19 protein-coding genes and 1 tRNA gene are annotated in these 22,711 nt (G+C 64.6%); 13 read left to right on the top strand and 7 right to left on the bottom strand.

Features of this window, described 5'->3' with window-relative positions; all coding sequences use genetic code 11:
• Positions 1-43: 43 nt before the first annotated feature.
• On the bottom strand, positions 44-871 hold the full coding sequence (locus tag D3877_RS05715; RefSeq protein ID WP_119829742.1) for a polyphosphate kinase 2 family protein: 828 nt from the start codon (positions 869-871) through the stop codon (positions 44-46).
• Between the two features lie 189 nt (positions 872-1,060).
• Positions 1,061-2,860 carry a PHA/PHB synthase family protein gene (locus D3877_RS05710; protein ID WP_119829741.1) on the bottom strand — a complete coding sequence of 600 codons (1,800 nt, stop codon included), beginning with the start codon at positions 2,858-2,860 and terminating at the stop codon, positions 1,061-1,063.
• 299 nt (positions 2,861-3,159) lie between these two features.
• Here D3877_RS05710 and D3877_RS05705 point away from each other — a divergent pair, with 299 nt between their 5' ends.
• The 5 genes from D3877_RS05705 to D3877_RS05685 all read left to right on the top strand — a co-directional run bounded on the left by D3877_RS05705 (position 3,160) and on the right by D3877_RS05685 (position 7,963).
• Positions 3,160-3,483 carry a hypothetical protein gene (locus D3877_RS05705; RefSeq protein WP_119829740.1) on the top strand — a complete coding sequence of 108 codons (324 nt, stop codon included), beginning with the start codon at positions 3,160-3,162 and terminating at the stop codon, positions 3,481-3,483.
• Between the two features lie 146 nt (positions 3,484-3,629).
• Positions 3,630-4,157 (top strand): peroxiredoxin, encoded by a 528-nt coding sequence (locus D3877_RS05700; RefSeq protein ID WP_119829739.1) that lies wholly within the window; start codon positions 3,630-3,632, stop codon positions 4,155-4,157.
• Between the two features lie 258 nt (positions 4,158-4,415).
• Positions 4,416-5,465: an extracellular catalytic domain type 2 short-chain-length polyhydroxyalkanoate depolymerase gene (locus tag D3877_RS05695; RefSeq protein WP_119829738.1), complete on the top strand. Its 1,050-nt coding sequence runs from the start codon at positions 4,416-4,418 to the stop codon at positions 5,463-5,465.
• Positions 5,466-5,846: 381 nt separating this feature from the next.
• Entirely contained in the window at positions 5,847-6,230 is a 384-nt protein-coding gene (locus D3877_RS05690) for a rhodanese-like domain-containing protein (protein WP_158599786.1), read from the top strand.
• 41 nt (positions 6,231-6,271) lie between these two features.
• Positions 6,272-7,963 (top strand): methyl-accepting chemotaxis protein, encoded by a 1,692-nt coding sequence (locus tag D3877_RS05685; protein ID WP_119829736.1) that lies wholly within the window; start codon positions 6,272-6,274, stop codon positions 7,961-7,963.
• A gap of 84 nt (positions 7,964-8,047) precedes the next feature.
• Here the strand turns inward: D3877_RS05685 and eno are convergent, their stop codons facing one another.
• Together eno and D3877_RS05675 are read right to left on the bottom strand one after the other, a co-directional pair.
• Positions 8,048-9,325: a phosphopyruvate hydratase gene (gene eno / locus D3877_RS05680; RefSeq protein ID WP_119829735.1), complete on the bottom strand. Its 1,278-nt coding sequence runs from the start codon at positions 9,323-9,325 to the stop codon at positions 8,048-8,050.
• 135 nt (positions 9,326-9,460) lie between these two features.
• Complete coding sequence (locus D3877_RS05675) at positions 9,461-10,240, bottom strand: alpha/beta fold hydrolase (protein WP_119829734.1); 780 nt, start codon at positions 10,238-10,240, stop codon at positions 9,461-9,463.
• Between the two features lie 121 nt (positions 10,241-10,361).
• Here D3877_RS05675 and murJ point away from each other — a divergent pair, with 121 nt between their 5' ends.
• A complete protein-coding gene (murJ, locus tag D3877_RS05670; protein ID WP_199720700.1) occupies positions 10,362-11,909 on the top strand; it encodes a murein biosynthesis integral membrane protein MurJ in 1,548 nt (515 codons plus the stop codon).
• 3 nt (positions 11,910-11,912) lie between these two features.
• Here murJ and D3877_RS05665 read toward each other — a convergent pair whose 3' ends face one another.
• The gene (locus tag D3877_RS05665) at positions 11,913-12,755 is read right to left on the bottom strand and encodes a sulfurtransferase (RefSeq protein ID WP_119829732.1); all 843 of its coding nucleotides are present in this window, start codon (positions 12,753-12,755) and stop codon (positions 11,913-11,915) included.
• Between the two features lie 272 nt (positions 12,756-13,027).
• Between D3877_RS05665 and fliN the strand changes: the two genes are divergently transcribed.
• The 4 genes from fliN (at position 13,028) to D3877_RS05645 (ending at position 18,171) form a co-directional block, all read left to right on the top strand.
• Positions 13,028-13,330, top strand: coding sequence for a flagellar motor switch protein FliN (fliN, locus tag D3877_RS05660; RefSeq protein WP_119829731.1), 303 nt, complete (start codon positions 13,028-13,030; stop codon positions 13,328-13,330).
• A 150-nt stretch (positions 13,331-13,480) separates the two neighbouring features.
• Positions 13,481-14,710, top strand: coding sequence for a diaminopropionate ammonia-lyase (locus tag D3877_RS05655; RefSeq protein WP_119830806.1), 1,230 nt, complete (start codon positions 13,481-13,483; stop codon positions 14,708-14,710).
• 122 nt (positions 14,711-14,832) lie between these two features.
• The gene (gene gatB / locus D3877_RS05650; RefSeq protein ID WP_119829730.1) at positions 14,833-16,284 is read left to right on the top strand and encodes an Asp-tRNA(Asn)/Glu-tRNA(Gln) amidotransferase subunit GatB; all 1,452 of its coding nucleotides are present in this window, start codon (positions 14,833-14,835) and stop codon (positions 16,282-16,284) included.
• Between the two features lie 153 nt (positions 16,285-16,437).
• Complete coding sequence (locus D3877_RS05645; protein WP_119829729.1) at positions 16,438-18,171, top strand: PAS domain-containing sensor histidine kinase; 1,734 nt, start codon at positions 16,438-16,440, stop codon at positions 18,169-18,171.
• Positions 18,172-18,212: 41 nt separating this feature from the next.
• Here D3877_RS05645 and D3877_RS05640 read toward each other — a convergent pair whose 3' ends face one another.
• Positions 18,213-18,449 (bottom strand): hypothetical protein, encoded by a 237-nt coding sequence (locus tag D3877_RS05640; protein WP_119829728.1) that lies wholly within the window; start codon positions 18,447-18,449, stop codon positions 18,213-18,215.
• Positions 18,450-18,680: 231 nt separating this feature from the next.
• On the opposite strand from D3877_RS05640, the gene D3877_RS05635 reads away from it, so the two are divergent.
• Positions 18,681-18,772 (top strand) — tRNA-Ser (locus D3877_RS05635).
• Positions 18,773-18,851: 79 nt separating this feature from the next.
• On the opposite strand, the gene D3877_RS05630 is transcribed toward D3877_RS05635, so the two are convergent.
• A complete protein-coding gene (locus tag D3877_RS05630; protein ID WP_119829727.1) occupies positions 18,852-21,095 on the bottom strand; it encodes a PAS domain-containing protein in 2,244 nt (747 codons plus the stop codon).
• 289 nt (positions 21,096-21,384) lie between these two features.
• On the opposite strand from D3877_RS05630, the gene D3877_RS05625 reads away from it, so the two are divergent.
• Together D3877_RS05625 and D3877_RS05620 are read left to right on the top strand one after the other, a co-directional pair.
• Positions 21,385-22,191 (top strand): enoyl-CoA hydratase, encoded by an 807-nt coding sequence (locus D3877_RS05625; RefSeq protein WP_119830805.1) that lies wholly within the window; start codon positions 21,385-21,387, stop codon positions 22,189-22,191.
• Entirely contained in the window at positions 22,188-22,709 is a 522-nt protein-coding gene (locus D3877_RS05620) for a CoA-binding protein (RefSeq protein ID WP_119829726.1), read from the top strand. The genes D3877_RS05625 and D3877_RS05620 overlap by 4 nt, the downstream gene beginning before the upstream one ends.
• Positions 22,710-22,711 lie beyond the last annotated feature (2 nt).

Below are 22,711 nucleotides of genomic sequence, written 5' to 3'. Positions count from 1 at the left end.
GGCCAAGCCCCGCTGACGGACGCTCCGTCAGCGGGATTAAGCGTCATTCGCCAGCGGGTTCCGGGATGACGCCCAGAATTTCGGCGGCCATCTTGGCGACGTTGCCGTTGATCGGCGGCGGGCTGATGTTGACGCCAGCCTTCAACGCCTTGGTCACGGTTTCCAGCACGTTCAAGCGGGCGGACCATTTCGAGTTGGATGGGATGGCGTGCCAGGGCGTGGTCGGGGTCGACGTCTTGTCGAACATCTCTTCCGTCGCCTTGACGTAATCGTTCCAGCGGGCGCGGTTGCGCAGATCCTCTTCGGTCAGTTTCCAGCGCTTGTAGGGATTGTTCAACCGCTCGCGGAAGCGCTCCAACTGCTCGTCCGGGGTGATGTGCATGAAGATCTTGACGATGCGCACGCCGTCGTCGGTCAACAGCCGCTCGAACTCGACGATTTCGTCATAGGAACGCTTCCAATTGTCCTTGCTGGTGTATTTCTCCACCCGCTCGACCAGGACGCGGCCATACCAGGAACGGTCGAAAATGGCGAAGGTGCCGCCAGCGGGCAGTTTGGTCCAGAAGCGGTAGAGGTAATGCTTGCTTTGCTCCTCCGCCGTCGGGGCGGAGATCGGCCAAACGTGAAAGCCGCGCGGGTCGAGCGGCTCGGTCATGCGGCGGATCGCCCCGCCCTTGCCGCTGGCGTCCCAGCCTTCAAACAGGATGATGGCGCGGCGCTTTTCGTGCCAATAGGTTTGCTGGATTCGCAGCAGTTCCTTTTGCAGCTTGCTCAGGCGGCGGTCGTACTCCTCCGCCGAATCGACCCGGTATTCCTCATGGTCCAGCTTGCTGAGGCGGATTTTCGCGATCTTTTGGGTCTTGTCGGCCATGCGCTGGTCCTTGGTGATGACGTGTGAATGAGGAGGAAATGACGCTTCGGTGAATCCCACACGGGGGTGGACGAACTGTCAACGGGTGAAACCGTCGCGGGCGGGCCATGGCCGGGTCTTCGCCTGCGGCAAAAAGAAAAGGCGCGCCACAAGGGCGCGCCTTTCGTCACCAACCGAGGCAAGCCAAGGTTAGCTGTTCTTCACCTTGGCGTAGGAGCCGGGGGCGTCGTCCAGAACCTTCAGGGCGTGGTCGCCGGGCTGGCGGGCCGGAACCTTGCCGTCGGCGAACTCAGACACCCACTTGTTCCATTCCGGCCACCAGGAGCCTTCGGTCTGCGTCGCGCCTTCCAGCCACGCGTCGCTCGTTTTCGGCAGCTTGTCGCTGGTCCAGTAGCAGTATTTGTTCGCGGCGGGCGGGTTCACCACGCCAGCGATGTGGCCCGAGGCGCCAAGCACGAACTTGACCGGGCCGCTGAACTGCTGAGCGCCCATGTAGGTGCTCTTCCACGGGGCGATGTGATCCTCGCGGGCCGACAGGAACAGGGTGGGGGTCTTCACCTTGGTCAGGTCGATCGGCACGCCGCCCAGCGTCACGGCGCCCGGCTGCACCAGCAGATTCTTCTGGTACATGCTGCGCAGGTAGAAGCTGTGCATCGCGGCGGGCATGCGGGTGCTGTCGCCGTTCCAATAGAGCAGATCGAACGGGAACGGATCCTTGCCCAGCAGATAGTTGTTCACCACGAACGACCAGATCAGATCGTTGGCGCGCAGCATGTTGAAGGTCGTCGCCATCTTCGCGCCGTCGAGGAAGCCCTGTTCGGCCATCTGCCCTTCGATGAAGGTCAGTTGCTCCTCGTCGATGAAGATCGACAGTTCACCGGCTTCGGTGAAGTCCAGCATGGTGGTGAAGAAGGTCGCCGACTTGATGCGGGTGTCTTTCTTTACCGCCATATAGGCCAGGGTCGAGGCCAGCAGCGTGCCGCCCAGGCAATAGCCGATGGCGTTCACGTCCTTCTCGCCGGTCGCCTTTTCGATGGCGTCCAACGCGGCCAGTGGGCCTTCGAACATGTAATCTTCAAAGCCCTTGGCGGCCAGCGTCTCGTCCGGGTTGACCCAGGACAGGACGAACACCGTGTGGCCCTGATCGACCGCCCACTTGATGAAGCTGTTCTTCTCGCGCAGATCCAGGATGTAGTATTTGTTGATCCAGGGCGGCACGATCATCAGCGGACGCTTGTTCACGTCCGGCGTGGTCGGGGTGTATTGCAGCAACTGCATCAGCGGGGTCTCGAAGACCACCTTGCCGGGCGTCACCGCGATGTTCTTGCCCAACTGGAAAGCGTCGTAGTCGGTCATCGAGATGCGCAGCTCGCCCTTGCCGCGCTCCAGATCCGTCAGCAGATGCTCCAGACCCTTCACCAGATTCTCGCCGCCGCTCTCGATGGTCTTGCGCAGAACCTCGGGGTTGGTCATGACGAAGTTCGACGGCGCCATCGCGTCGACGAACTGGCGGGTGTAGAAATCCACCTTCTTGGCGGTGTGGTCGTCCAGGCCATCGACCTGATTGACCGTGGATTGCATCCACCGGGCGCTCAGCAGGTAGGACTGCTTGATGAAGTCGAACAGGGTGTTCTCGTCCCAGGCCGAATCCTTGAAGCGGCGATCGTCCTTGTTGGGGGCGATCACCGGCTGTGAATCCTGGCCGAACATCCGCTGGGTCGTACGCTGCCACAGGGTCAGGTAATCCTGCCACAAGGTCATCTGCGCCTGCATGAGCTTGGCCGGGTCGGCCATCATGCGGGTGGTCATCTCAAGGAAGGCGTGGCCGACGCCCATCGGGTCGGGGCTTTTCGCGCCCATGCCGTCGGCGGCCTGACGCGACAGAAACTCGGAGACAAGCCGCTGGCTCTGTTCGGCGATGCGGGTCATCGCGCGCGACATTTCGACCGGATCGGGAAGCTTGACGTCGGGGGCCTGGTTCTCGGCCATGAGTTGCGGTCCTTCTTGTCTTAAGCGAGTTTTGCGCTTCAGGAGGGGCTTGCGGGCAGCTATACACAGGCAGGCGGCCTATGGTCGCCGTGGAAGGCGTCTGACGGCAAGTCCTTTTGTGACGCGGTGCGGTATAAATCCGGGGTTCCTCATACACCGTAGATGTGAACATTTCATTTCACGCAGCGCCGCACAAGAGCGACGATGCGGCAAGCGACAAGGGGCGACCGATGGTCAAGGGTGGACAGAGGGCGGGGGCGGTCTTGCGGGGACTTGGTCTGTTGTGCGTTGCAACGCCTATGATTTTTGGTCTTTCCGCCTGCGCCGTCGGGAGTTTTGACGATGGTCTTCTGGGGGCTGTGGTCGGCAATTCCGGGTCGGTCAGCGACAATCCGTCGCCCATCCGCGCGATGAAAGAGGATCGCAGCGACTACCCAACCCTCGGTTTGGTGCCGCCGCGCCCCACGGGGCTGAGCACGGAAGCCCAACGGCAGGTCAAAATGGACAAGCTGGCGGGCGACCGGGCGACGTCGCGCCGCCGCAAAGCCGAGACGGAGGCCATTCCGATGCCGACTCCGTTGGAGGTTCCGGCCAAGCCCAACCTCAAGCCCGGCAAGAGCTGAGCTGAGCCGATTCGACGCGGCTCGCTGGGCTGGGGTTGAACCTTGAGACGAACGCGCTATGATTCGCACGCAGCACGCTTTCCCCGCGACCGTCCCCCTTTGTGGGGCGGTCGTTCCGGTCCAATTTTGAATTTCGGAGACGGTCTATGGAAGGGCGCAAAGTCCCCTCGGTTGTGTTCAAGACCCGCGTGCGTGATGAAAGCGTCGGCGGTCCGAACCCGTTCCGTTGGCAGGATGTGACGAGCGACGACCTGTTCGCGGGCAAGCGCGTGGTGGTGTTCTCGCTGCCCGGCGCCTTCACCCCGACCTGCTCGAACGAGCAGTGCCCCGCCTTCGAGCGGCTGCACGACGAGTTCAAGGCGCTGGGCGTTGACGACGTCTATTGCCTGAGCGTCAACGACGCCTTCGTGATGTTCCAATGGGGCAAGAGCCTGAACCTGAGCAAGGTCAAGCTGATCCCCGACGGGTCGGGCCATTTCACCCGCCGCATGGGTATGCTGATCGACAAGGATCATGTCGGTTTCGGCTATCGCTCCTGGCGTTACGCCATGGTCGTCAAGGACGGCGTGATCGAGAAATGGTTCGAGGAGCCGGGCATCAACGACGACGGTGAAAACGGCGATCCCTACGGCGAATCCTCGCCGGAAAATATTCTGGGCTATCTGCGCGCCTGATTGACCGAGTTGGGTGAAGGAATGGGGCCGACCTCGGGGAAGCATCCGGGGCGGCCCTTTTTCATGGGCGGAAGATCGGCGCGCGCGGGTTGGTCCGCCCGGCATGTCCCCAGGTGGAGAAAGCTTGCCGGGAAAACCCTCTTGGTTGCTGAAGCGAGGGAGGTTACACAGGACTTAGATTTTCTCGGCGGACGTGGATCGCGGAGCGCCGCCGCCGAGGCGATGGTCAAGGCTCTTCTTCGACATAAGGTGACGCGCATGCGCTTTCGCAGCCTGTTTCTGAGCGCCGCTCTTCTGTCCTTGGCGGCTGGCCCGGCGATCAGCGCCGAATTGTCGCTGGCGAAGCTGAGCTTGAAGATTGATCCGGCGCAAACGACGGTGTCCGGCATTTCCTCGGGCGCCTACATGGCCGGGCAATTCCAGATCGCCTTCTCCGGTCTGGTGAAGGGGGTTGGCGTCGTCGCCGGTGGTCCCTACGCCTGCGCCGAGGTGTCGAGCGGGCAGGCGATGGCGATGGTGGCGCTGAAGCGCTGCATGGACGTGTTGATCGGCGCGCCGGACGTGGCCGCGCTGGCCACCAACGCCCGGACGCGGGAAAAGGCCAAGGACATCGACCCGCTGACCAATCTGGCGGTCGCGCGGGTCTATCTGTTCAACGGCGGGAACGACGTGACCGTGAAGCGCCCGGTCGCCGACGCGGCGGCGCTGCTTTACAAGGCGTTGGGCGTGCCGGACGCCAACGTCAAATACGTCAAGCTGCCCGAGGCCGCGCACGCGCAGATCACCGACGGTTACGGCGCGCCCTGCGACTTCATCCCCAAGGGGGAGCAACCGGCGGAGTTCATCAACAACTGCCAGTACGATCAAGCGGGCGACATCCTGTCCCACCTGTATCCCGACAGCCGCAAGCCGAACGCGCCGACGGCCTCCAAGCATCCCGTGTTGTTCGATCAGACGCCCTACATGGGCGACCCCAGCCGCACCGGCATGGCGACCAGCGGCTACATTTATGTGCCGGACTCCTGCTCCAGCGGCGGCCAGACCTGCCGCCTGCACGTCGCCTTTCACGGCTGCCGGATGGCGTCGAACCTGATTGGCGACCATTACGCCGTCCACGCCGGTTACAACCGCTGGGCCGACGTGAACAACATCATTGTGCTTTACCCGCAGATCGACGCCAAGGCCAAACCGACCTCCAACCCAAAGGCCTGCTGGGACTGGTTCGGCTACACCGGCTATGATTTCGCCCGCAAGGGCGGTTTCCAGATGCAGGCCGTGCGCAAGATGATCGCGACGCTGGCGGAATAGCGCGTCCGCGTTCGGTCTCCGGCGTTCGGCCTCGAGTCAAACAAACATCAGAGCGGGCGATGCGCTTCCGCACGGATTCTCACGCCTTGTTGATTACCAATATTAAAATTATGGATTTGAGCAAAAATTCATAATTCTGCTGAAATATAAGATTAGAAGTTAATAATAAACAATGGAATCGCTGTTTTTTCTTCGCTTTGTCGAAGTTTTATAACTTTTAACTGATTATAAAATTTCACAAAAAGAACAGGATTTCTTCAGTTGAAATGATATGGATCAAATATTATATTCTCGACACAATAACTTGATCGTTCTGATTCTTGAAAGGGTGGCGCTCTCATGAAGTCTTTGATTTCCCTTGCGGCAGCGGCGGTTTTTCTCATGGCTTCCAGCGCCTTCGCGCAGACCGGGGAAACGCCCCCGACGTTGCCGGGGGTCGCGACGGTGACGGCGGTTGACGCCAAAACCCTGATTGAGAAGGGCGGCGTCGCGCTGGATGTGCGCAAAAAGGCAGCTTACGTCGAAGGCCATTTGCCTGGCGCGAAGTCCATCCGCTCGGCCATCAACGAGCAGACCAAGGCGATCGATCCCTCTGCCTTCGGCGCCAACAAGGACGCCGTGATCCTCATTTACGGTCATGGCACGGATGGTTGGTCGGCGGTTGACGCGGCCAAGGCGGCGGCGGAAGCCGGTTACAAGAACGTCAAGTGGCTGCGCGGTGGTTGGAGCGAGTGGAGCAAGGCCGGGCTGCCGAGCGAACAGTGACGCGCGCCTTGCAGCCAGCGCTTTAGGACGGGGGGAGTGACATGACTGTGGTGACGGGACGGTTGCGGGACAAAATCGGACAGATTGGTTTTCGGGTTCCGGCCCTGATGGCGGTCGTCGCGCTCCTCTTCATCGGGGTGACGGCGCTGTCGGTCTTTTGGAACCAGCACAGCGTTGGTTTTCTCAACGATTTGAGCGGTCGCGACCTGAAGGTTCGCGCGTCGATGACGGCGCTCTACAACGACATGGACACGGTGAATTCGCGGGTTCTTGGCGTGATGGCGACGATCTACTCATCGCCTGGATCAGCGGATCGGGTCGCTCAGGCGCTCGACGGCGTGCAACGCAACTGGAGCGACCTGCTGGCGCTGATTCCCGAGGCGGAGCGCGGCGCGGCGACCAAGGCCGCCGCCCAGGCGATGGCGGAGTTTCCCGCCTTCACCAGCAAGCTCAGCCAAGCGCTGAAGGGATCAGCCCCGCTTGGCGGGCATTATGACCTCTGGCTTGACCTGTCGCCACCGCTGCGCAAGGCCATTCTGGAAGTCTCCAAGCAGCTTGACCAACGCGTCAATGTGCGGGCTTCGGAAGATTTGGCGCTTGGAACGCTCATAAGCGAGGCGTCGTTGGCGGCCATCGTCGTTGGGCTTTTGGTGCTGGGCGCCGTCACTCGCAGTCTTGTTGTCGGGGTGTCGCGGCCAATCACCCGCATGACGGCGGTGATGGGGGAGTTGGCTCAAGGGGATTTGCACACGCCAATTCCTTACGCCGACCGTCGTGACGAAATCAGCGGCATGGCCCGCGCCCTACAGGTTTTCCGCGACAATGGGATGGAGCGCCAACGGTTGGAGGCCGCCCGTGACGCGGAACAGCGCCAGCAAATCGAGCGCGCCGCCCGGATTGAGGAGTTGATCGCCCGGTTTGACCGCAGCGCCACCGAAACGCTCCACACGGTCGCCTCGGCGGCGTCGCAGTTGGACGCCACGGCCCGCGACATGACGATCACGGCCCAAAGCACGTCGGGGCAGGCGGCCAGCGCGACGGGGATCGTCACCGGCGCCACCAACAACGTTCAGGCGGTGGCGGCGGCGACCGAACAATTGTCGTCGTCGATTCAGGAAATCGGACGCCGGGCGGTCGAATCGAGCGCCATCGCCGACCGGGCGGTCGCCGAGGCCGGTCGCACCAACGAGACGGTGCGCAGCCTGACCGAGGCGGCGACCCGCATTGGCGAGGTGGTTCAGTTGATCGGCGAGATCGCCAGCCAGACCAACCTGCTGGCGCTGAACGCCACCATCGAGGCGGCGCGCGCGGGCGAGGCGGGCAAGGGTTTCGCCGTCGTCGCCAGCGAGGTGAAGGGGTTGGCCACCCAAACGGCGCGGGCGACCGAGGACATCTCAAGCCAGATCGACGAGATGCAGAAGGTGACGGGAAACGCGGTGCGCGCGATTCAGGAGATCACCGGAATCATCACCGAACTGCACGGAATCGCCCGCGACATGACCGAGTCGGTCGATCAGCAGACGGCGGCGACCAACGAGATTTCCCGGAACGTCCAGGCGGCCGCCATGGGCATGGGCAATGTCAGCGACACGGTTGGCGGCGTCAGCGCGGCGGCGGGGCAAACCGGCGCGGCGGCGACCCAGGTTCTTGGCGCGGCGGGTGAATTGTCCCATCACGCCGAACGCCTGCGTCACGAGGTGGTGTCCTTCTTCCAGGGCATTCGCGCGGCTTGATCGGACGCGCCCATCGGCCAAAGAAAAAGCCCCGCTCCGGGATGCCGGAGCGGGGCTTTTTCATGACCGGCAGGCGTAGGGTGATTACGCCTTCAGGATGCTGCGGCCAGCGAAGCGGGCGGCGACGCCCAACTGCTCTTCGATGCGGATGAGCTGGTTGTATTTGGCCAGACGATCCGAACGGCTGAGCGAGCCGGTCTTGATCTGGCCGCAGTTGGTGGCGACCGCCAGATCGGCGATGGTGCTGTCTTCGGTCTCGCCCGAACGGTGCGACAGGACGGCGGTGTAACCGGCCTTGTGCGCCATGTCGACGGCTTCCAGCGTTTCCGACAGGGTGCCGATCTGGTTGACCTTCACCAGGATGGAGTTGGCGGTGCCCTTCTTGATGCCGTCGGCCAGACGCAGCGGGTTGGTGACGAACAGATCGTCGCCGACCAACTGGATCTTCTTGCCGATGGCTTCGGTCAGCGCCTTCCAGCCGTCCCAATCATCTTCCGACATGCCGTCTTCGATGGAGATGATCGGGTAGCGGCCCACCAGATCGGTCCAGTAGGACACCATCTGGTCGGGGGTCAGCGACTTGCCTTCACCGGCCAGCTCATACTTGCCGTTCTTGAAGAACTCGGTCGAGGCGGCGTCGAGCGCCAGCATGACGTCGTCGCCCGGCTTGTAACCGGCGGCCTCAATGGCCTTCATGACGAAGCCCAGCGCGTCGTCGGTCGAGCCGAGGTTGGGGGCGAAGCCGCCCTCGTCGCCGACGTTGGTGTTGTGGCCGGCGTCCTTCAGCTTCTTCTTCAGCGACTGGAAGATTTCGGCGCCCATGCGGATGGCGTCGGCGCAGCTCTCCGCGCCCACCGGCATAATCATGAATTCTTGGATGTCGATGGGGTTGTCGGCGTGCGCGCCGCCGTTGATGATGTTCATCATCGGCACCGGCAGCAGCGAGGCGAAGGCGCCGCCGACGTAGCGGTACAGCGGCAGGCCAGCCTCTTCCGCCGACGCCTTGGCGACGGCCAGCGACACGCCCAGAATGGCGTTGGCGCCCAGACGGCTCTTGTTGGCGGTGCCGTCAACCTCCAGCATGGCGAGGTCGATGGCGCGCTGGTCGGAGGCCTCCAGACCGGCGAGCGCGTCGTACAGATCGCCGTTGACCGCCTCGACGGCCTTCAGAACGCCCTTGCCGCCGTAACGGCTCTTGTCGCCGTCGCGCAGCTCGACCGCCTCATGGGCGCCGGTGGACGCGCCCGAGGGAACCGCAGCGCGGCCAAAGGCGCCGCTTTCCAGGGACACATCGACTTCGACGGTCGGGTTGCCCCGGCTGTCCAAAATCTCGCGGGCGTGAATCTCGGTGATGGCGCTCATGGTCGGTCGATCCTTCGCAGAAGGCGGCCGCGTTTGATCCCGCAGGCCGCGTTTTGGGGCGCGGAGGCTTGATAGCCCCGGCGTCATGACGATGCAAGGTCTGGTTCGGCGATGATTGGTGGTTGGAACCACTCTTTACGCGAAGTTTTCGATCATCGCGGCGAAGTCATCGGGCCGTTCGGCGTGCAGCCAATGCCCGGCCCCCTCCATCATGGTGATCTCCGCCTTGGGGAAGCGCTGGCGGATCGCCGCGTGGTTCTCCGGGCGGATGTAGTCGGAGGCCGTGCCGCCGATGAACAGGGCCGGGCCGTCGTAGCGGGCGTCGCCCAGATCGGGAAAGCCGATCAAATCAGCCATGGCCGCGCCGATGGCGTCGAGATTGACCCGCCACGAGAACACGCCATTCTCCAGAACCAGATTCTGCATCAGGAAGGAGCGCAAGGGCGCTTCCGGCACGGCGGCGACCAACTGCGCCTCCACCTCCTGGCGCCGCGTGCAGGTGGTCAGATCGGCGGCCTTCATGGCGGCGACGTAGGGGGCGTGGGTGTGGGTGTAGGCGACCGGGGCGATGTCCACCACCACCAGCCGGGCGACCCGGTCGGGGTGGCGCAGGGCCAGCGTCATCGCCGTTTTGCCGCCCATCGAATGGCCGACCACGTTGGCCCGCGCGAATCCCCGGTCATCGAGGAAGCGCAGAACGTCGTCGGCCATCTGCGGGTAGCTCATGCCGTCGGCCCAGGGCGCGCCGCCATGGTTGCGCAGATCCAGCGCGTAGACTCGGCGGGTTTCGGCGAAGCGGCGGGCCAGCGTCTGCCAGTTTCGGGCCGAGCCGAACAGGCCGTGCAGCACCAACAGCGGCGTGCCGCCGTTGGCTTCGCCAGCTTCCAGATAGGTCAAGGGCAGAGGATTCGGCATCGCTTCGTTTCCGTGGCGCTGGACGGGACAGGGCCGCGATCCTATGACGATTGCGCCCGCGTCGCTAGGATGTCGGGCAAAGGTTTTTTCGCGGGATTTTTGCGAAGGGTCACACCGCATCGTGTTTCGTCACATTCTGTCCGTCGGCGGTCTGACGCTGGCCAGCCGGGTTTTGGGCTTTGTCCGCGACGTGCTGACCGCCGCGCTGTTGGGGGCGGGGCCGGTGGCCGACGCCTTTTTCGTCGCCTTCCGGCTGCCCAACCATTTCCGCGCGCTGTTCGCCGAGGGGGCCTTCAACTCCGCCTTCGTGCCGCTGTTCTCGGGCAAGCTGGTGGAGGACGGGCAGGCCGCCGCCAAGCGCTTCGCCGAAGAGGTGATGGCGCTGCTGTTGGCGGTGCAACTGGTCTTCGTGCTGGGCATTCTGGCGATCATGCCGCAATTCATGACGGTCTTCGCGCCGGGCTTTTCCGACGAGCCGGAGAAGTTTCGGCTGGCCGTTCTGTTCACCAGCATCACCTTTCCCTATCTGCTGTTCATCGCCCTGGTCTCGCTTTATGGCGGCGTGCTGAACAGCATGAGCCGCTTTGGCGCGGCGGCGGCGGCGCCGATCCTGCTGAATCTGTGCCTGATCGCCGCGCTGGTGCTGGCGACGCCGCTGATGCCGACCGCTGGGCACGCGCTGTCTTGGGGCGTTCTGCTGTCCGGGGTGGTCCAATTTGTCTATCTGGCCTGGGACGCGAACAAAATCGGCATGGGGCTGCGGCTGGTCCGCCCGCGCCTGACCGCCGACGTGAAGCGTTTTCTCGCCGTGCTGGGACCGGCGGCGCTGGGGGCCGGGCTGACGCAAATCAGCCTGTTCGCCGACACGCTGATCGCCTCGGCCCTGCCGACCGGGGCGGTGTCCTACCTTTATTACGCCGACCGGCTGAATCAGTTGCCGCTGGGGGTGATCGGCATCGCCGTGGGAACCGTTCTGCTGCCGGAAATGTCTAGGCGCATCAAGGGCGGTGACGAGGCCGGGGCGGTGGACAGCCAGAATCGCGCGGTCGAATTCTCGCTGGTGCTGACCTTGCCCGCCGCCGTCGCCTTTCTGGTCGCCGGGCTGTCCATCGTCGCAGTGCTGTTCCAACGCGGGGCCTTCGGGCCAAGCGACGCGGCGGCCTCGGCGGCGACCTTGCAGGCCTACGCGCTGGGGCTGCCCGCCTTCGTGGTGATCCGCAGTCTGGTCAATGGTTTCTACGCCCGGCAGGACACGGCGACCCCGGTGCGGGTGGCGCTGGCGGCGGTGGCGGTGAACGTCGCGCTGAAGCTGGCGCTGATGGGGCCGCTGGCCCAGGTCGGGCTGGCGGTGGCGACGTCGGTGTCGGCCTGGGTCAACGCCGGGCTGCTGGCGTGGCTGCTGACCCGGCGCGGGCTGTTCCGCGCCGACGCCCGGCTGCGGCGCAACCTGCCGCGCATGGCGCTGGCCGCCGGGGCGATGGGCGGCGCGCTGTGGCTGGCGCAGGAACGGCTGTCGCCCTGGCTGACCGCGAACGGGCTGTTCGAGCGGATGGCCGCGCTGATCCTGCTGTGTCTGGTCGGGCTGCTGGTCTATGGCGTGGCGGCGGCGGCGCTGGGGCTGGTCCGTCCGTCGGACCTGTCCCGCCTGCGCCGCCGCCGCGCCGGATAAGGATCAGCCCGCGTTCTTGAGCGGGCGGGCCGGGTCGGCGGTCCATTCGGACATGGAGCCGTCATAGAGCCGCACCCCCGGCACGCCAGCGATCTCGCTCAACGCGAACCAGGACACGCTGGCCAGATGGCCGGTGTTGCAGAAGGTGATCGGCGCGGGATCGAGAGGCAATCCAGCCTTGTCGGCCAGCGCCTTCACCGCGTCGGCGCCGACGAAGCGCTTGGGCGTACCGGAGTAGAACGCCCCGTTGTCGATGTGGAGCGCGCCGGGCAGGGTTCCGGCGGCGCGGGCCTGCGGGCTTTTGCCCTGTCCGGCGAAGTGTTCGGCGGACCGGGCGTCGTGCAGCGGCGTGGTCCCGGCGGCGACGGCGGCCTCCACCTCGGCCAGCGTGGCGCGCAGGTCGGCGCGCGGCGAGGCTGTGAAGGCGACGGGCGGGCGGACGGCGGCGGCGGGCGTCACCGGACGACCCTCGGCGACCCACGCGGCGAACCCGCCGTCGAGCACCGACACGGCGTCATGCCCCAAACTCTTGAAGGTCCAATAGACCCGCGTGGCGTTGCCCATGTCGGCGGCGGTGGCCCCGGCGGCGACCAGCACGACGTGATCGTCGGCGCCGACGCCCAAGCCGCCGATCAGCCGTTCCAGAACCGCCGGTTCCGGCAGCAGGCCGGGGGCGGCGCCGATGGTGGCGCGCCAGCCACTTGTTGCGTAATCGGAATGAACCGCTCCCGGAACGAAGCCGCCGCTGGGCGGGGTTCGCACGTCCAGGATGACGAGGTTGGGGTGGTCAAGCCGTTCGCTCAGCCATGCGGGGGTGACAAGCGGGCTGGTGGGGGTGCTGGTCATTGGCGTGAACCTGATTTTCGTTTGCGGCGTCGCAATCGTTCCGAAAACGAAACAGAAAGAGAATGGCGCTGGCGCCAGGCGGGTGGGGCCGTCCGTCCGTCATGCCGGGGGCGACAGTGTGGGCGAAGCGTTCGACCGCCGCAAGATCATCGGCGCGTCGGGCTGGGGAACGCGTTGCTCCGCCGCAGGCAACGGGTGTAGATTCAAACCTGTCGTTTCATCCGGCGTTCACGCCAGCCGCGCGCCTGATTTTGCGCGGCGAAGGAGCACCCATGGCCAACATCGACGATCTGCTCGGCGCGCCGGATCCCAGCGAGGGGGACCCCTCGACCTTCGCCATCGGCGACGCGCCGGTGGAGATCAAGGTGGTCATCGGCACGGCCATGCTGCGCGTCCGCGATCTGTTGAAGCTTGGTCGCGGCGCCGTGGTGGAACTGGACCGCGAGTTGAAGGATCCGACCGACATCTACGTCGAAGGCGTTCTGGTCGCCCGTGGCGAGGTGGCGATCATCGACGACAAAATCGGCGTGACCCTGACCGACTTCATCAAGTCGAGCCGTGAATGGAAGCGCTGAGCGGCTTTTCACGCCGCTGACGGCGCGTGCGCGCGACGATTTATCCGCAGGAAAGATGGGGCTATCCGCAGCGACCCGGCTTGACGGCATGGGGTGGCTTCTGGTCTCGTGATGATCGGTCTGCGTCCCTTTGACCAGGAGAACACACCGATGCCCGAAGCCGACTCGTCCTGCATCCCGCGTCTGTTCTCCAACCCGCGCGCCGACCAGGACCGCGTTTACGGCCCGTCGGAGCGCGCCATCGTCAGCCGCGCCGCCTTTGAGGAGGCGATGGCCGAAATCGGCGCGTGGCCCGGCTACGCGCCGACGCCCCTGCGCTCGCTGCCCGGTCTGGCGCGCGAGGCTGGGATCGACCGGATTTGGTACAAGGACGAAAGCGCCCGTTTCGCTCTGGGCAGTTTCAAGGCGCTGGGCGGCGCTTACGCCGTGCTGCGCCTTCTGGCGCGCGAGGTGACGGCGCGGGTGCCCGGCGTGCCGGTGACGGCGCTGGATCTGGTGGTCGGGCGCCACGCCAAGGTGACGCGGACGTTGACCGTGGCGACGGCGACCGACGGCAACCATGGCCGCTCCGTCGCCTGGGGCGCTCAGGTCTTCGGCTGCAATTGCGTGATCTATGTGCCCGCCGCCTGTTCGCCGGGCCGCCGGGCCGCCATCGAATCCTATGGCGCGACGGTGGTGGTGGTCGATGGCCTGTATGACGACGCGGTGCGCCGGGCGGCGGCGGACGCGGCGGCGGGGGGCTGGTTCATCGTCTCCGACACCTCCTACAGCGGTTATATGGACATCCCGCGCGACGTCATGCAGGGCTACAGCGTGATGGTCGAGGAGGCGATCACCCAGCTTCCCTCCAGCGAGCGGCCAACCCACGTCTTCATTCAAGGCGGCGTCGGCGCGTTGCCCGCCGTGGTCTGCGGCCATTTGTGGGAAAGCTGGGGGCGCCAGCGCCCGCGTCTGGTGGTGGTCGAACCGCACAGGGCCGATTGCCTGTATCAAAGCGCCGTCGCCGGTCGCCCGACCAAATCGGCGGGCGATCTGGACACCGTGATGGCCGGTCTGGCCTGCGGCGAGGTCTCCTTGCTCGCCTGGGCGATTCTGGAACGCGGGGCCGATGATTTCCTGACCATCCCCGACGAGGGGGCGATCCGCACCATGCGCAAGCTGGCCGAAGGCGGGCAGGGCGGACGGCCCATCGTGGCGGGCGAATCCGGGGTCGCCGGGCTGGCCGGTCTGCTCTGCGCGGCGGCGCATGAGGACACCCGGCAGGCGCTGGGCCTGGCCCCCGACGCGCGCGTGTTGGTGTTCGGCACCGAAGGGGCGACGGATCCGCTGGTCTACGCCGAGCTGGTCGGGCGCTCGCCCGAGGCCGTTTTGGCCGGTTGACGCGCCCCGCTCGCGCGATAAAGCGTGCGCGCCCGGCCAAAGGGCGTTAGAAGAAAGCGGGATTCCAAGGATCTGCCGGGCCGTCCGGCGGGTCTGTCGCGTGAACGTCGAAGAGCGGAACGATGTCGTACATCCAGGGCGAAACGGGCGAATGGGAAATCGTGATCGGGCTTGAGGTTCATGCCCAAGTGATTTCAAACGCGAAGCTGTTTTCCGGTTCGGCCACCGATTTTGGTTCGGCCCCGAACAGCCAAGTCAGCTTCGTTGACGCCGCGTTCCCCGGCATGCTGCCGGTCATCAACGAACGCTGCGTCGAACAGGCCGTCCGCACCGGGTTGGGGCTGAAGGCGCAGATCAACCTGCATTCGGTGTTCGACCGGAAAAACTATTTTTACGCCGATCTGCCGCAGGGCTATCAGATCAGCCAGTTCCTCCAGCCGATCGTCGGCGTCGGCGAAATCGTGCTCGATCTGCCGGACGGCTCCAGCCGCACGGTCGGCATCACGCGCCTGCATCTGGAGCAGGACGCGGGCAAGTCGCTGCACGACCAGCACCCGGCCAAGACCTACATCGACCTCAATCGGTCGGGCGTGGCGCTGATGGAAATCGTGTCGGAACCCGACATGCGGACCTCGGAAGAGGCGGGCGCCTACCTGCGCAAGCTGCGCTCCATCCTGCGCTATCTGGAGACCTGCGACGGCAACATGGAGGAAGGCTCCATGCGCTGCGACGTCAACGTGTCGGTGCGCAAGCCGGGCGACCCGTTCGGCACCCGTTGCGAGATCAAGAACGTCAACTCCATCCGCTTCGTCATGGCCGCCATCGAGTATGAGGCGCGCCGCCAGATCGAGGTGATCGAGGAGGGCGGCACGATCAAGCAGGAAACCCGCCTGTGGGACACGACGAAATTCGTCACCCGCTCCATGCGGTCGAAGGAAGAGGCGCACGACTACCGTTATTTCCCCGATCCCGACCTGTTGCCGTTGGAACTGGACGCCGATTGGGTCGAAGCGATCAAGCAGACCCTGCCGGAACTGCCCGACGACAAGAAGGCGCGCTTCATCGACGACTACAAGCTGTCGGTCTATGACGCGGGCGTTCTGGTGTCGGAACGGGCCAAGGCCAATTATTTCGAGACGGTCGCCAAGGGCCGCGATCCCAAGCTGGCCTCCAACTGGGTGACGGGCGAGCTGTTCGGCTATCTGAACAAGGCGGGCAAGGAGATCGAGGACAGCCCGGTCAGCGCCGAAAATCTCGGCGGCTTGATCGACCTGATCGCCGACAACACCATCTCGGGCCGCATCGCCAAGGAAGTGTTCGAGGCGATGTTCGAGACCGGCGAAAAGGCCGCCGACATCGTCGAGAAGAAGGGGCTGCGCCAAGTCACCGACACCGGCGCCATTGAGTCGGCCATCGACGCCGTCATCGCCGCCAACGGCGACAAGGTGACGGAGTTCCGCAGCGGCAAGGACAAGCTGTTCGGCTTCTTCGTCGGGCAGGTGATGAAGGCGACCCAAGGCAAGGCCAATCCGGCTCTGGTCAATGAGATTCTGACCGCCAAGTTGAAAGGCTGAACCATCGGTCGAGCAATGATCGACGGCTGAGACGAACGAAAGCCTCTCTCTTCGCGAGAGAGGCTTTTTTCTTGCCAATTTCGCCCGTTTGAGGCGACGGCGCGCTTGGAATTTCAGGGAAACTGCGGCCACACTCTGTGTTGTGGAGGGGCCATGTCGGTCGAACTGGTGATTGTCGCGCTGTTGGTCTTGCTGGTCGCCGGTTTGGCGGGCGCGCTGGTGGGTCTGCGCGTGGGGCGGCGGTGCCCCGACAGCGACGTGGTGGAGCGGCAGGCCGCCGCCGTGCATCACGACGTTGGCGAACGGCTGGAAATGGCGCTGGACGCCACCGGGGCGGCGGTCTGGGACGCTGATTTGGTCGCGGGCGCCTGCTGGTGGTCCGACACCTTCCCCCGCATGCTGGGCTACCAGGACATTCCGGAAATGCCGCCGGATTTCTGGGAGGTTCGGCTGCACCCGGAGGATCGGGAGCGGGTGCTGGCCCACATCGCCTCGCATCTGTCCGGGGAAACCACCAGCTACGTCTATGAATACCGGATGCGCCATGAGAATGGCGGCTGGCTGTGGATCTCGGCCAAGGGACGGGCGATGCATGACGCCGATGGGCGTCCGGTCCGCTACGCCGGAATCATGACCGACATCACCGAGGCCCGCCGCCAGGAAGAACGCCTGCGCGCCAGCGAAGAGCGTTTGCTCAAGATTATGGAGACCGCGCCCATCGCGTTGAACGTCACGACCCGCGATGGCCGCTGGCTGTTCTGCAACGCCCAGTCCGTCCGCCTGATGGGCCGCCCGCGCACCGACCTGATGAAGACCTGGGTGCCGGACCTCTACGCCGATCCGGCGGATCGTCTGGCCTTGATCGCGCGGTACGACCGGGAGGGCGCCTTTCGCGACGCCGAAATCCGCTTCCGCAAGCCGGACGGCTCCATCGTCTGGGCGCTGTCATCCTGGAGCATGATTGATTTTGACGGTGAATCCGCGCTGTTGACGTGGCTTTACGACATCACCGACCGCAAAGCCGCCGAATCCGAGCTGATTCGCGCGCGGGAAGAAGCCGAACAGGCGTTGGCCGAACTGCGCGAGGCGCAGGAAAGCCTGATCCAGGCCGAAACCATGGCGTCGCTGGGGCAGTTGGTCGCCGGAGTCGCGCATGAGATCAACACCCCCATCGGCATCGGCCTGACCGCCGCCAGCCACATTGGCGAACAGGCTGACCGGCTGCGCGCGCGTTTCGCCGACGGCCAATTGCGCAAATCCGATTTTGTCGAGTTTCTCAGCGAGTTGGCGGAAAGCGCGCGTCTGTTGATGGCCAACATCGACCGCGCGGCGTCGCTGGTGCAGAGCTTCAAACAGGTGGCGGTCGATCAGTCTTCGGGCGACCGACGGGTGTTTGAGCTTGGGGGCTACATCGCGGAGGTGCTGTTTTCCCTGCGCCCGCGTCTGAAGCGGACGCGGCTGACGGTGTACGTCGATTGCGCCGAAGGGTTGATGCTGGACAGCTATCCGGGCGCGTTTGGGCAGGTTCTGACCAATCTGGTCATCAACGCGCTTGTTCACGCCTATGGCGACGGCGCGGTGGGCGTGATCCGAATCACCGCGCAGCCCGAAGGGGCGGATCGCGTGCGAATCGATTTCATGGATGACGGGGCGGGAATCGCGCCGGAGCATCTGCCCAAGGTGTTTGAGCCGTTTTTCACCACCAAGCGCGGGCAGGGCGGTTCCGGGCTTGGCTTGCACATCGTGTTCAACACGGTGACTGGCCCGTTGGGGGGCGCCGTTTCGGTGCAATCCTGGCCGGGTCAGGGCACGCGCTTTACGCTGAAACTCCCGTGCGTGGCCCCCGCTGCCGCTCCGGTTGTCGAAACCGAAACGGCGTCGTCGTAAAGCCCCTGCGGTGGATGGCCCTGGGATGGATGATTGGCGGGTCAGGCCACGTGCAATTCGTGCAATTGCAGATGCTTGGGGCGACGGCCCCGGCGCTTGGGCGTGGCGAATTCGGCCATGCTGCCATTCTCACCGCGCAATTCCGCCGCCAATTCCTGCACGCAGCGCATCAACAGCTCTTTTTCCCGCATGTCCTCGCGGTCGGTGATCTCCAGGCAGCTCAGCTTGATTTCGACCAGATCGATCAGCGTTTCCGCGCAACGGCGTGACAGGGACATGATGGCTTCCTCCGCAGGGGGCGGGTGAGGACGTCACCCGGATGGTGTGATGCTCATGGAGTGATCCTACGGCGAAACCATTAAAAAGTACCTAAAATTTTATACAGATTTAGCGCTCTTTTTTCTCTGATGCGGCCTTGTAAGTTTTTTGCGCTCTAGGCGTTGACAAGGGGGAAGTGGATCGTTAGAAGCATCCCCACGCCAGCGGCACCGCAAAATGCCGCGCTGGACGGAGGGGTGGCCGAGTGGCTGAAGGCAACGGTTTGCTAAACCGTCATACGGGTTAAACCGTATCGTGAGTTCGAATCTCATCCCCTCCGCCAAAAATTCAAGCTAGAGCGTTGATTTAAAAGTTAAATCCGCTCTAGCCTCTTATCCTAGCTCCAACATGCTTTGATCCTGTCAGTCGCCGTCCAAACAGCGATTGGACGGGAACCGCAAGGTGACGGTCGTTCCCCGTCCCGGCGCGCTGTCCAGCTCCGCTTTGCCGCCATGGGCTTCGACCAGGGCCTTGGTGATGGCCAGACCAAGGCCGACGCCGCCCGCGCCGCTGATGTGGGCGTTGCCCGCTTGACCGAAGGGTTCCCAGACTTTGGTGAGATCGGACGGGGGAATCCCGGACCCGGTGTCGTGGATGGCGAACAGCAGCCCAGAGGGGTGGCTGTCGGGCGCGCGGCGCGCCTCCAGGCGGACACAACCGCCCGCTGGGGTGAATTTGATGGCGTTGACGCCAACATTGACCAGAATTTGAACCACCCGCCGGGCGTCGCACAGCAGGCGCGGCAGTCCGTCATCGGCGTCGAGCCGCAGATCGACCCTGGCCTCTTCCGCGCGCGTCGCCAGCATTTGGGCGGAGCGGGTCAGCAGGTCGGCGACCGCGACCACCTCCTCGAACAGCTCGACCACGCCAAGCTCGATGCGGGAAATTTCCAGAATGTCGTCGGTGATGTCCAGCAGATGCTGGCCGGAGCTGTGGATCGCGTCGATGTACCCGGCGTAGCGCTCGTTGCCGATGGGGCCGAACAGGCCGCGCTGGATCACCTCCGAATAGCCAAGAACGGCGTTCAGCGGGGTGCGCAGCTCGTGGCTCATCACCGCCAGGAACTGGGTTTTGGAGCGGTTGGCGGCCTCGGCCTGTTGCTTGGCGCTCAACAGCTCGGCCTCGGTCTTTTTGTAGCGGGTGATTTCCCGCCCCTCGGCGATCAGGAAGCTGACGGCGCCGCTGGCGTCGCGCATTGGGCGCAGGCTGAAATCGACGTGGATCGACGGTCGTCCAGACGGTCGGTGAATGGTTTCAAAGCGCACTCCTTCGCCCGCCGCCGCCCTTTGAATGCCCGCGCGCAGCGTGTCCAGATCGGAGGAGTTGGTCCACCAAGGGGTCTCCCAAAAGGGCCGACCGAACACCGCCGTCGCGTCAACATTGGCGAAGCGGAGCGCCGCGTCGTTGGCTTCGATCAGCGCGCCGTCGGGGGTCAGCAGACCCATGAAGTCGCTGGCGCTGTTGATGATGGCGTGGAAACGCCGTTCACGCTCGCGCAAGGCCCGCGCGTTGTCGTGCTGTTCGGTCACGTCGGTCAGCACGCCTTCCATCCGGCCGGCGCCGCTGCGCCAGCCGTTCAACGTCAGCCAGCGCTCTCCGTCGGCGGTTGGCAAACGGAAGCTGAGCGGTTGGGAGGGGTTGGCGTCGGGGTCGTCGGTTTCCGGGCAGGTGATGACCCAGGCGCGCAAGGCCGGGGCGTCGTCGGGATGAACAAGGTCGAGCAAGCCCAGGCCGCGTTGCGCCAGCCTTTCGCGATCCAACTCCAGGCGGGCGAGGTTGCCCGCCGCGTAGTCGATGGGCATCCGGCCATCCACCCGCCAGCCAAGGCCGAGGACGGGGCTGCGCGCGATCATCGCGGCCAAGCGCCGCCGTTCCTGTTCGGCCATGCGGCGCTGGGTGGTGTCGCGGCCGACGGCTTGCACGGCCATCAGACGGCCCGTGACGTCGAACACCGCGTAACGTCGCCAACTGAACCAGCGCTCGTGACCATCGCGGCAGGGCCACGGCTCTTCCGCCGAGGAGGCCGGGTTGTCGGGGGTGGCTTGGGCGATGAAGGCGGCGACGGCGGCGGCGGACAGGGGCGGCATAAGGTCGCGCAGATGGCGGTCGATCAAGACGCGCGGCGGCACGGCGAACAGGGCCGCGAACTCTCGATTGACCAACGTCACCGTCAGATCGGCGGCGACGCGGACGATCACCTCGGACTGATCGTCGATGGCGGTGCGGAACTTGTCACGGCTGGAGAAGACCTTGCAGATGAAGCAATGCTCGTCGGCGACGTCGCTCAGCGACAGGATGCCGACGCCGTCCGACAAGGGCGACAGGGTGTAGGGCAGGCCGCGCCCGTCACCGACCGCGCTGAGAAAGGCGACGCCGCTGCGCGCGGTCATCGCCGCCGCTGGGGCCTCCGTCTGGATCCATGGCCCGCCGTCGAGGGTCAAAAGCGCGTCGATCCGCTGGTCGAGCAGGGCGTCCGCCGTTGCGCCGACCAGAGCGGCGAAGGCGTTGTTCGCCACGATCACTCCGCCGTGGACGTCAATCACGCAGGTCGGCGCCGGGCTGGCGGCGAACACCGCGCGCCAATCAATCGCTTCGGCACGCCCCATCCCCACCCCCTGAATGCGCGGTCATCCGCTGCGGAGTGACAGGCCGTCACGCTTGCGATGATGGTCCGAATCGCCAAGGGACTCCACCGAAAAGCCGATGGCGATTGGTCAGGCTATAACACTATCAAAAAAGTAGTGTTTATGGAATTTTGAACGGATTTTTCTGTTGAAAACAACGTGGCAATCACGCTCTCATGGCTGGCCCCCGCAGGTTGCCGTATTCGCCACGGGGGTGGGCGCGCTAAGCTTTGCCGGTCGCACAATCAATGAATTCGGGAGGATGACGACCATGAGCGCCGCTCCGCCAAGCCATGACGCCGACGCGCCGCTGGTCCTGCGCGAGGATCGCGACGGCGTCGCCACGCTGACGCTGAACCGTCCCAAGGCGCGCAACGCACTGTCGGTCGGGCTGATGACCGCGCTGCAACAGGAACTCGACGCGATCAACGAGGATCGCTCCGTGCGCGTCGTGATCCTGACCGGGGCGGGGCCGGCCTTTTGCGCCGGGCATGATCTGAAGGAAATACGGGCGACTCCGACCAAAGACGCCTACGACGCGCTGTTCGCCCAATGCGCGAAATTGATGCTGACGATCACGCGGATCCGCCCGCCGGTGATCGCCAAGGTGCATGGAATCGCCACCGCCGCCGGTTGCCAGTTGGTGGCGAGTTGCGATCTGGCCTATTGCTCCGATCTGGCGCGATTCGCCACGCCGGGGGTGAACATCGGGCTGTTTTGCTCCACCCCGATGGTGGCGTTGACCCGCGCGGTGGGGCGCAAGGCGGCGATGGAAATGCTGCTGCTGGGCGACATGATCGACGCCGAGGACGCCGAAAGCATCGGTCTGGTCAACCGAACCATGCCCGCCGACCAGTTGGACGAGGTGGTGGCCGGAATCGCCGACAAGATCGCCGCGAAATCGCCGCTGACTTTGGCCGTCGGCAAGGAAGCCTTCTACCGCCAGATCGATTTGGATGTGGAGGCGGCCTACGCCTACGCCGCCCAGGTGATGGCGCAAAACATGATGGCCAAGGACGCCGCCGAGGGCATCGACGCCTTCATCGGCAAACGCGAGCCGGTGTGGTGCGGCCAATGACCCAGCCCAACGCGATCAATCATGACGATTACAGCGACGCCTTTCTGCGCGGGGTGCTGGACAGCGTCAAAACCATCGCCATCGTCGGGGCCAGCGCCGACCCGGTGAAGGCCAGCTTCTATGTGTTGAAGTATCTGCGGGACAACGGCTATCGCGTGTTCCCGATCAACCCGAAGCTGGCCGGTCAAACCATCCTCGGCGAAACGGTTTATGGCAGCTTGGCCGATCTGCCCGAACCGCCGGACATGGTGGACATTTTCCGCAACTCCGCCGCCGCCGGGGGCGTCACCGACGAGGCTGTCGCCGTCGGCGCCAAGGTGGTGTGGATGCAATTGACCGTGCGGAACGACGAGGCCGCCGCGCGGGCCGAGGCCGCCGGGTTGACGGTGGTGATGAACCGTTGCCCGAAAATGGAAATTCAACGCCTGTATGGAGAGATCGGCCGGATCGGCGTGAACTCCAACATCATCGTCACCAAGAAGCAACCGTTGAAGAAGTTCTTCAAAAAACTGATCTGAGG

This window comes from Azospirillum cavernae, from assembly GCF_003590795.1.
GTDB classification, from domain to species: domain Bacteria; phylum Pseudomonadota; class Alphaproteobacteria; order Azospirillales; family Azospirillaceae; genus Azospirillum; species Azospirillum cavernae.
This window is presented reverse-complemented; position numbering and strand designations above follow the sequence as displayed.

Bases quoted from the DNA above. Each gene is read 5' to 3' on its own strand.
- D3877_RS05675 (WP_119829734.1), bottom strand. From the start codon at position 10,240: ATGCCGAATCCTCTGCCCTTGACCTATCTGGAAGCTGGCGAAGCCAAC.
- D3877_RS05630 (WP_119829727.1), bottom strand. From the start codon at position 21,095: ATGGGGCGTGCCGAAGCGATTGATTGGCGCGCGGTGTTCGCCGCCAGC.
- D3877_RS05715 (WP_119829742.1), bottom strand. From the start codon at position 871: ATGGCCGACAAGACCCAAAAGATCGCGAAAATCCGCCTCAGCAAGCTG.
- D3877_RS05665 (WP_119829732.1), bottom strand. From the start codon at position 12,755: ATGACCAGCACCCCCACCAGCCCGCTTGTCACCCCCGCATGGCTGAGC.
- D3877_RS05685 (WP_119829736.1), top strand. From the start codon at position 6,272: ATGACTGTGGTGACGGGACGGTTGCGGGACAAAATCGGACAGATTGGT.
- D3877_RS05655 (WP_119830806.1), top strand. From the start codon at position 13,481: ATGCCCGAAGCCGACTCGTCCTGCATCCCGCGTCTGTTCTCCAACCCG.
- D3877_RS05710 (WP_119829741.1), bottom strand. From the start codon at position 2,860: ATGGCCGAGAACCAGGCCCCCGACGTCAAGCTTCCCGATCCGGTCGAA.
- D3877_RS05645 (WP_119829729.1), top strand. From the start codon at position 16,438: ATGTCGGTCGAACTGGTGATTGTCGCGCTGTTGGTCTTGCTGGTCGCC.
- D3877_RS05700 (WP_119829739.1), top strand. From the start codon at position 3,630: ATGGAAGGGCGCAAAGTCCCCTCGGTTGTGTTCAAGACCCGCGTGCGT.
- eno (WP_119829735.1), bottom strand. From the start codon at position 9,325: ATGAGCGCCATCACCGAGATTCACGCCCGCGAGATTTTGGACAGCCGG.
- gatB (WP_119829730.1), top strand. From the start codon at position 14,833: ATGTCGTACATCCAGGGCGAAACGGGCGAATGGGAAATCGTGATCGGG.
- fliN (WP_119829731.1), top strand. From the start codon at position 13,028: ATGGCCAACATCGACGATCTGCTCGGCGCGCCGGATCCCAGCGAGGGG.
- D3877_RS05640 (WP_119829728.1), bottom strand. From the start codon at position 18,449: ATGTCCCTGTCACGCCGTTGCGCGGAAACGCTGATCGATCTGGTCGAA.
- D3877_RS05620 (WP_119829726.1), top strand. From the start codon at position 22,188: ATGACCCAGCCCAACGCGATCAATCATGACGATTACAGCGACGCCTTT.
- D3877_RS05625 (WP_119830805.1), top strand. From the start codon at position 21,385: ATGAGCGCCGCTCCGCCAAGCCATGACGCCGACGCGCCGCTGGTCCTG.
- D3877_RS05705 (WP_119829740.1), top strand. From the start codon at position 3,160: ATGATTTTTGGTCTTTCCGCCTGCGCCGTCGGGAGTTTTGACGATGGT.
- D3877_RS05690 (WP_158599786.1), top strand. From the start codon at position 5,847: ATGGCTTCCAGCGCCTTCGCGCAGACCGGGGAAACGCCCCCGACGTTG.
- D3877_RS05695 (WP_119829738.1), top strand. From the start codon at position 4,416: ATGCGCTTTCGCAGCCTGTTTCTGAGCGCCGCTCTTCTGTCCTTGGCG.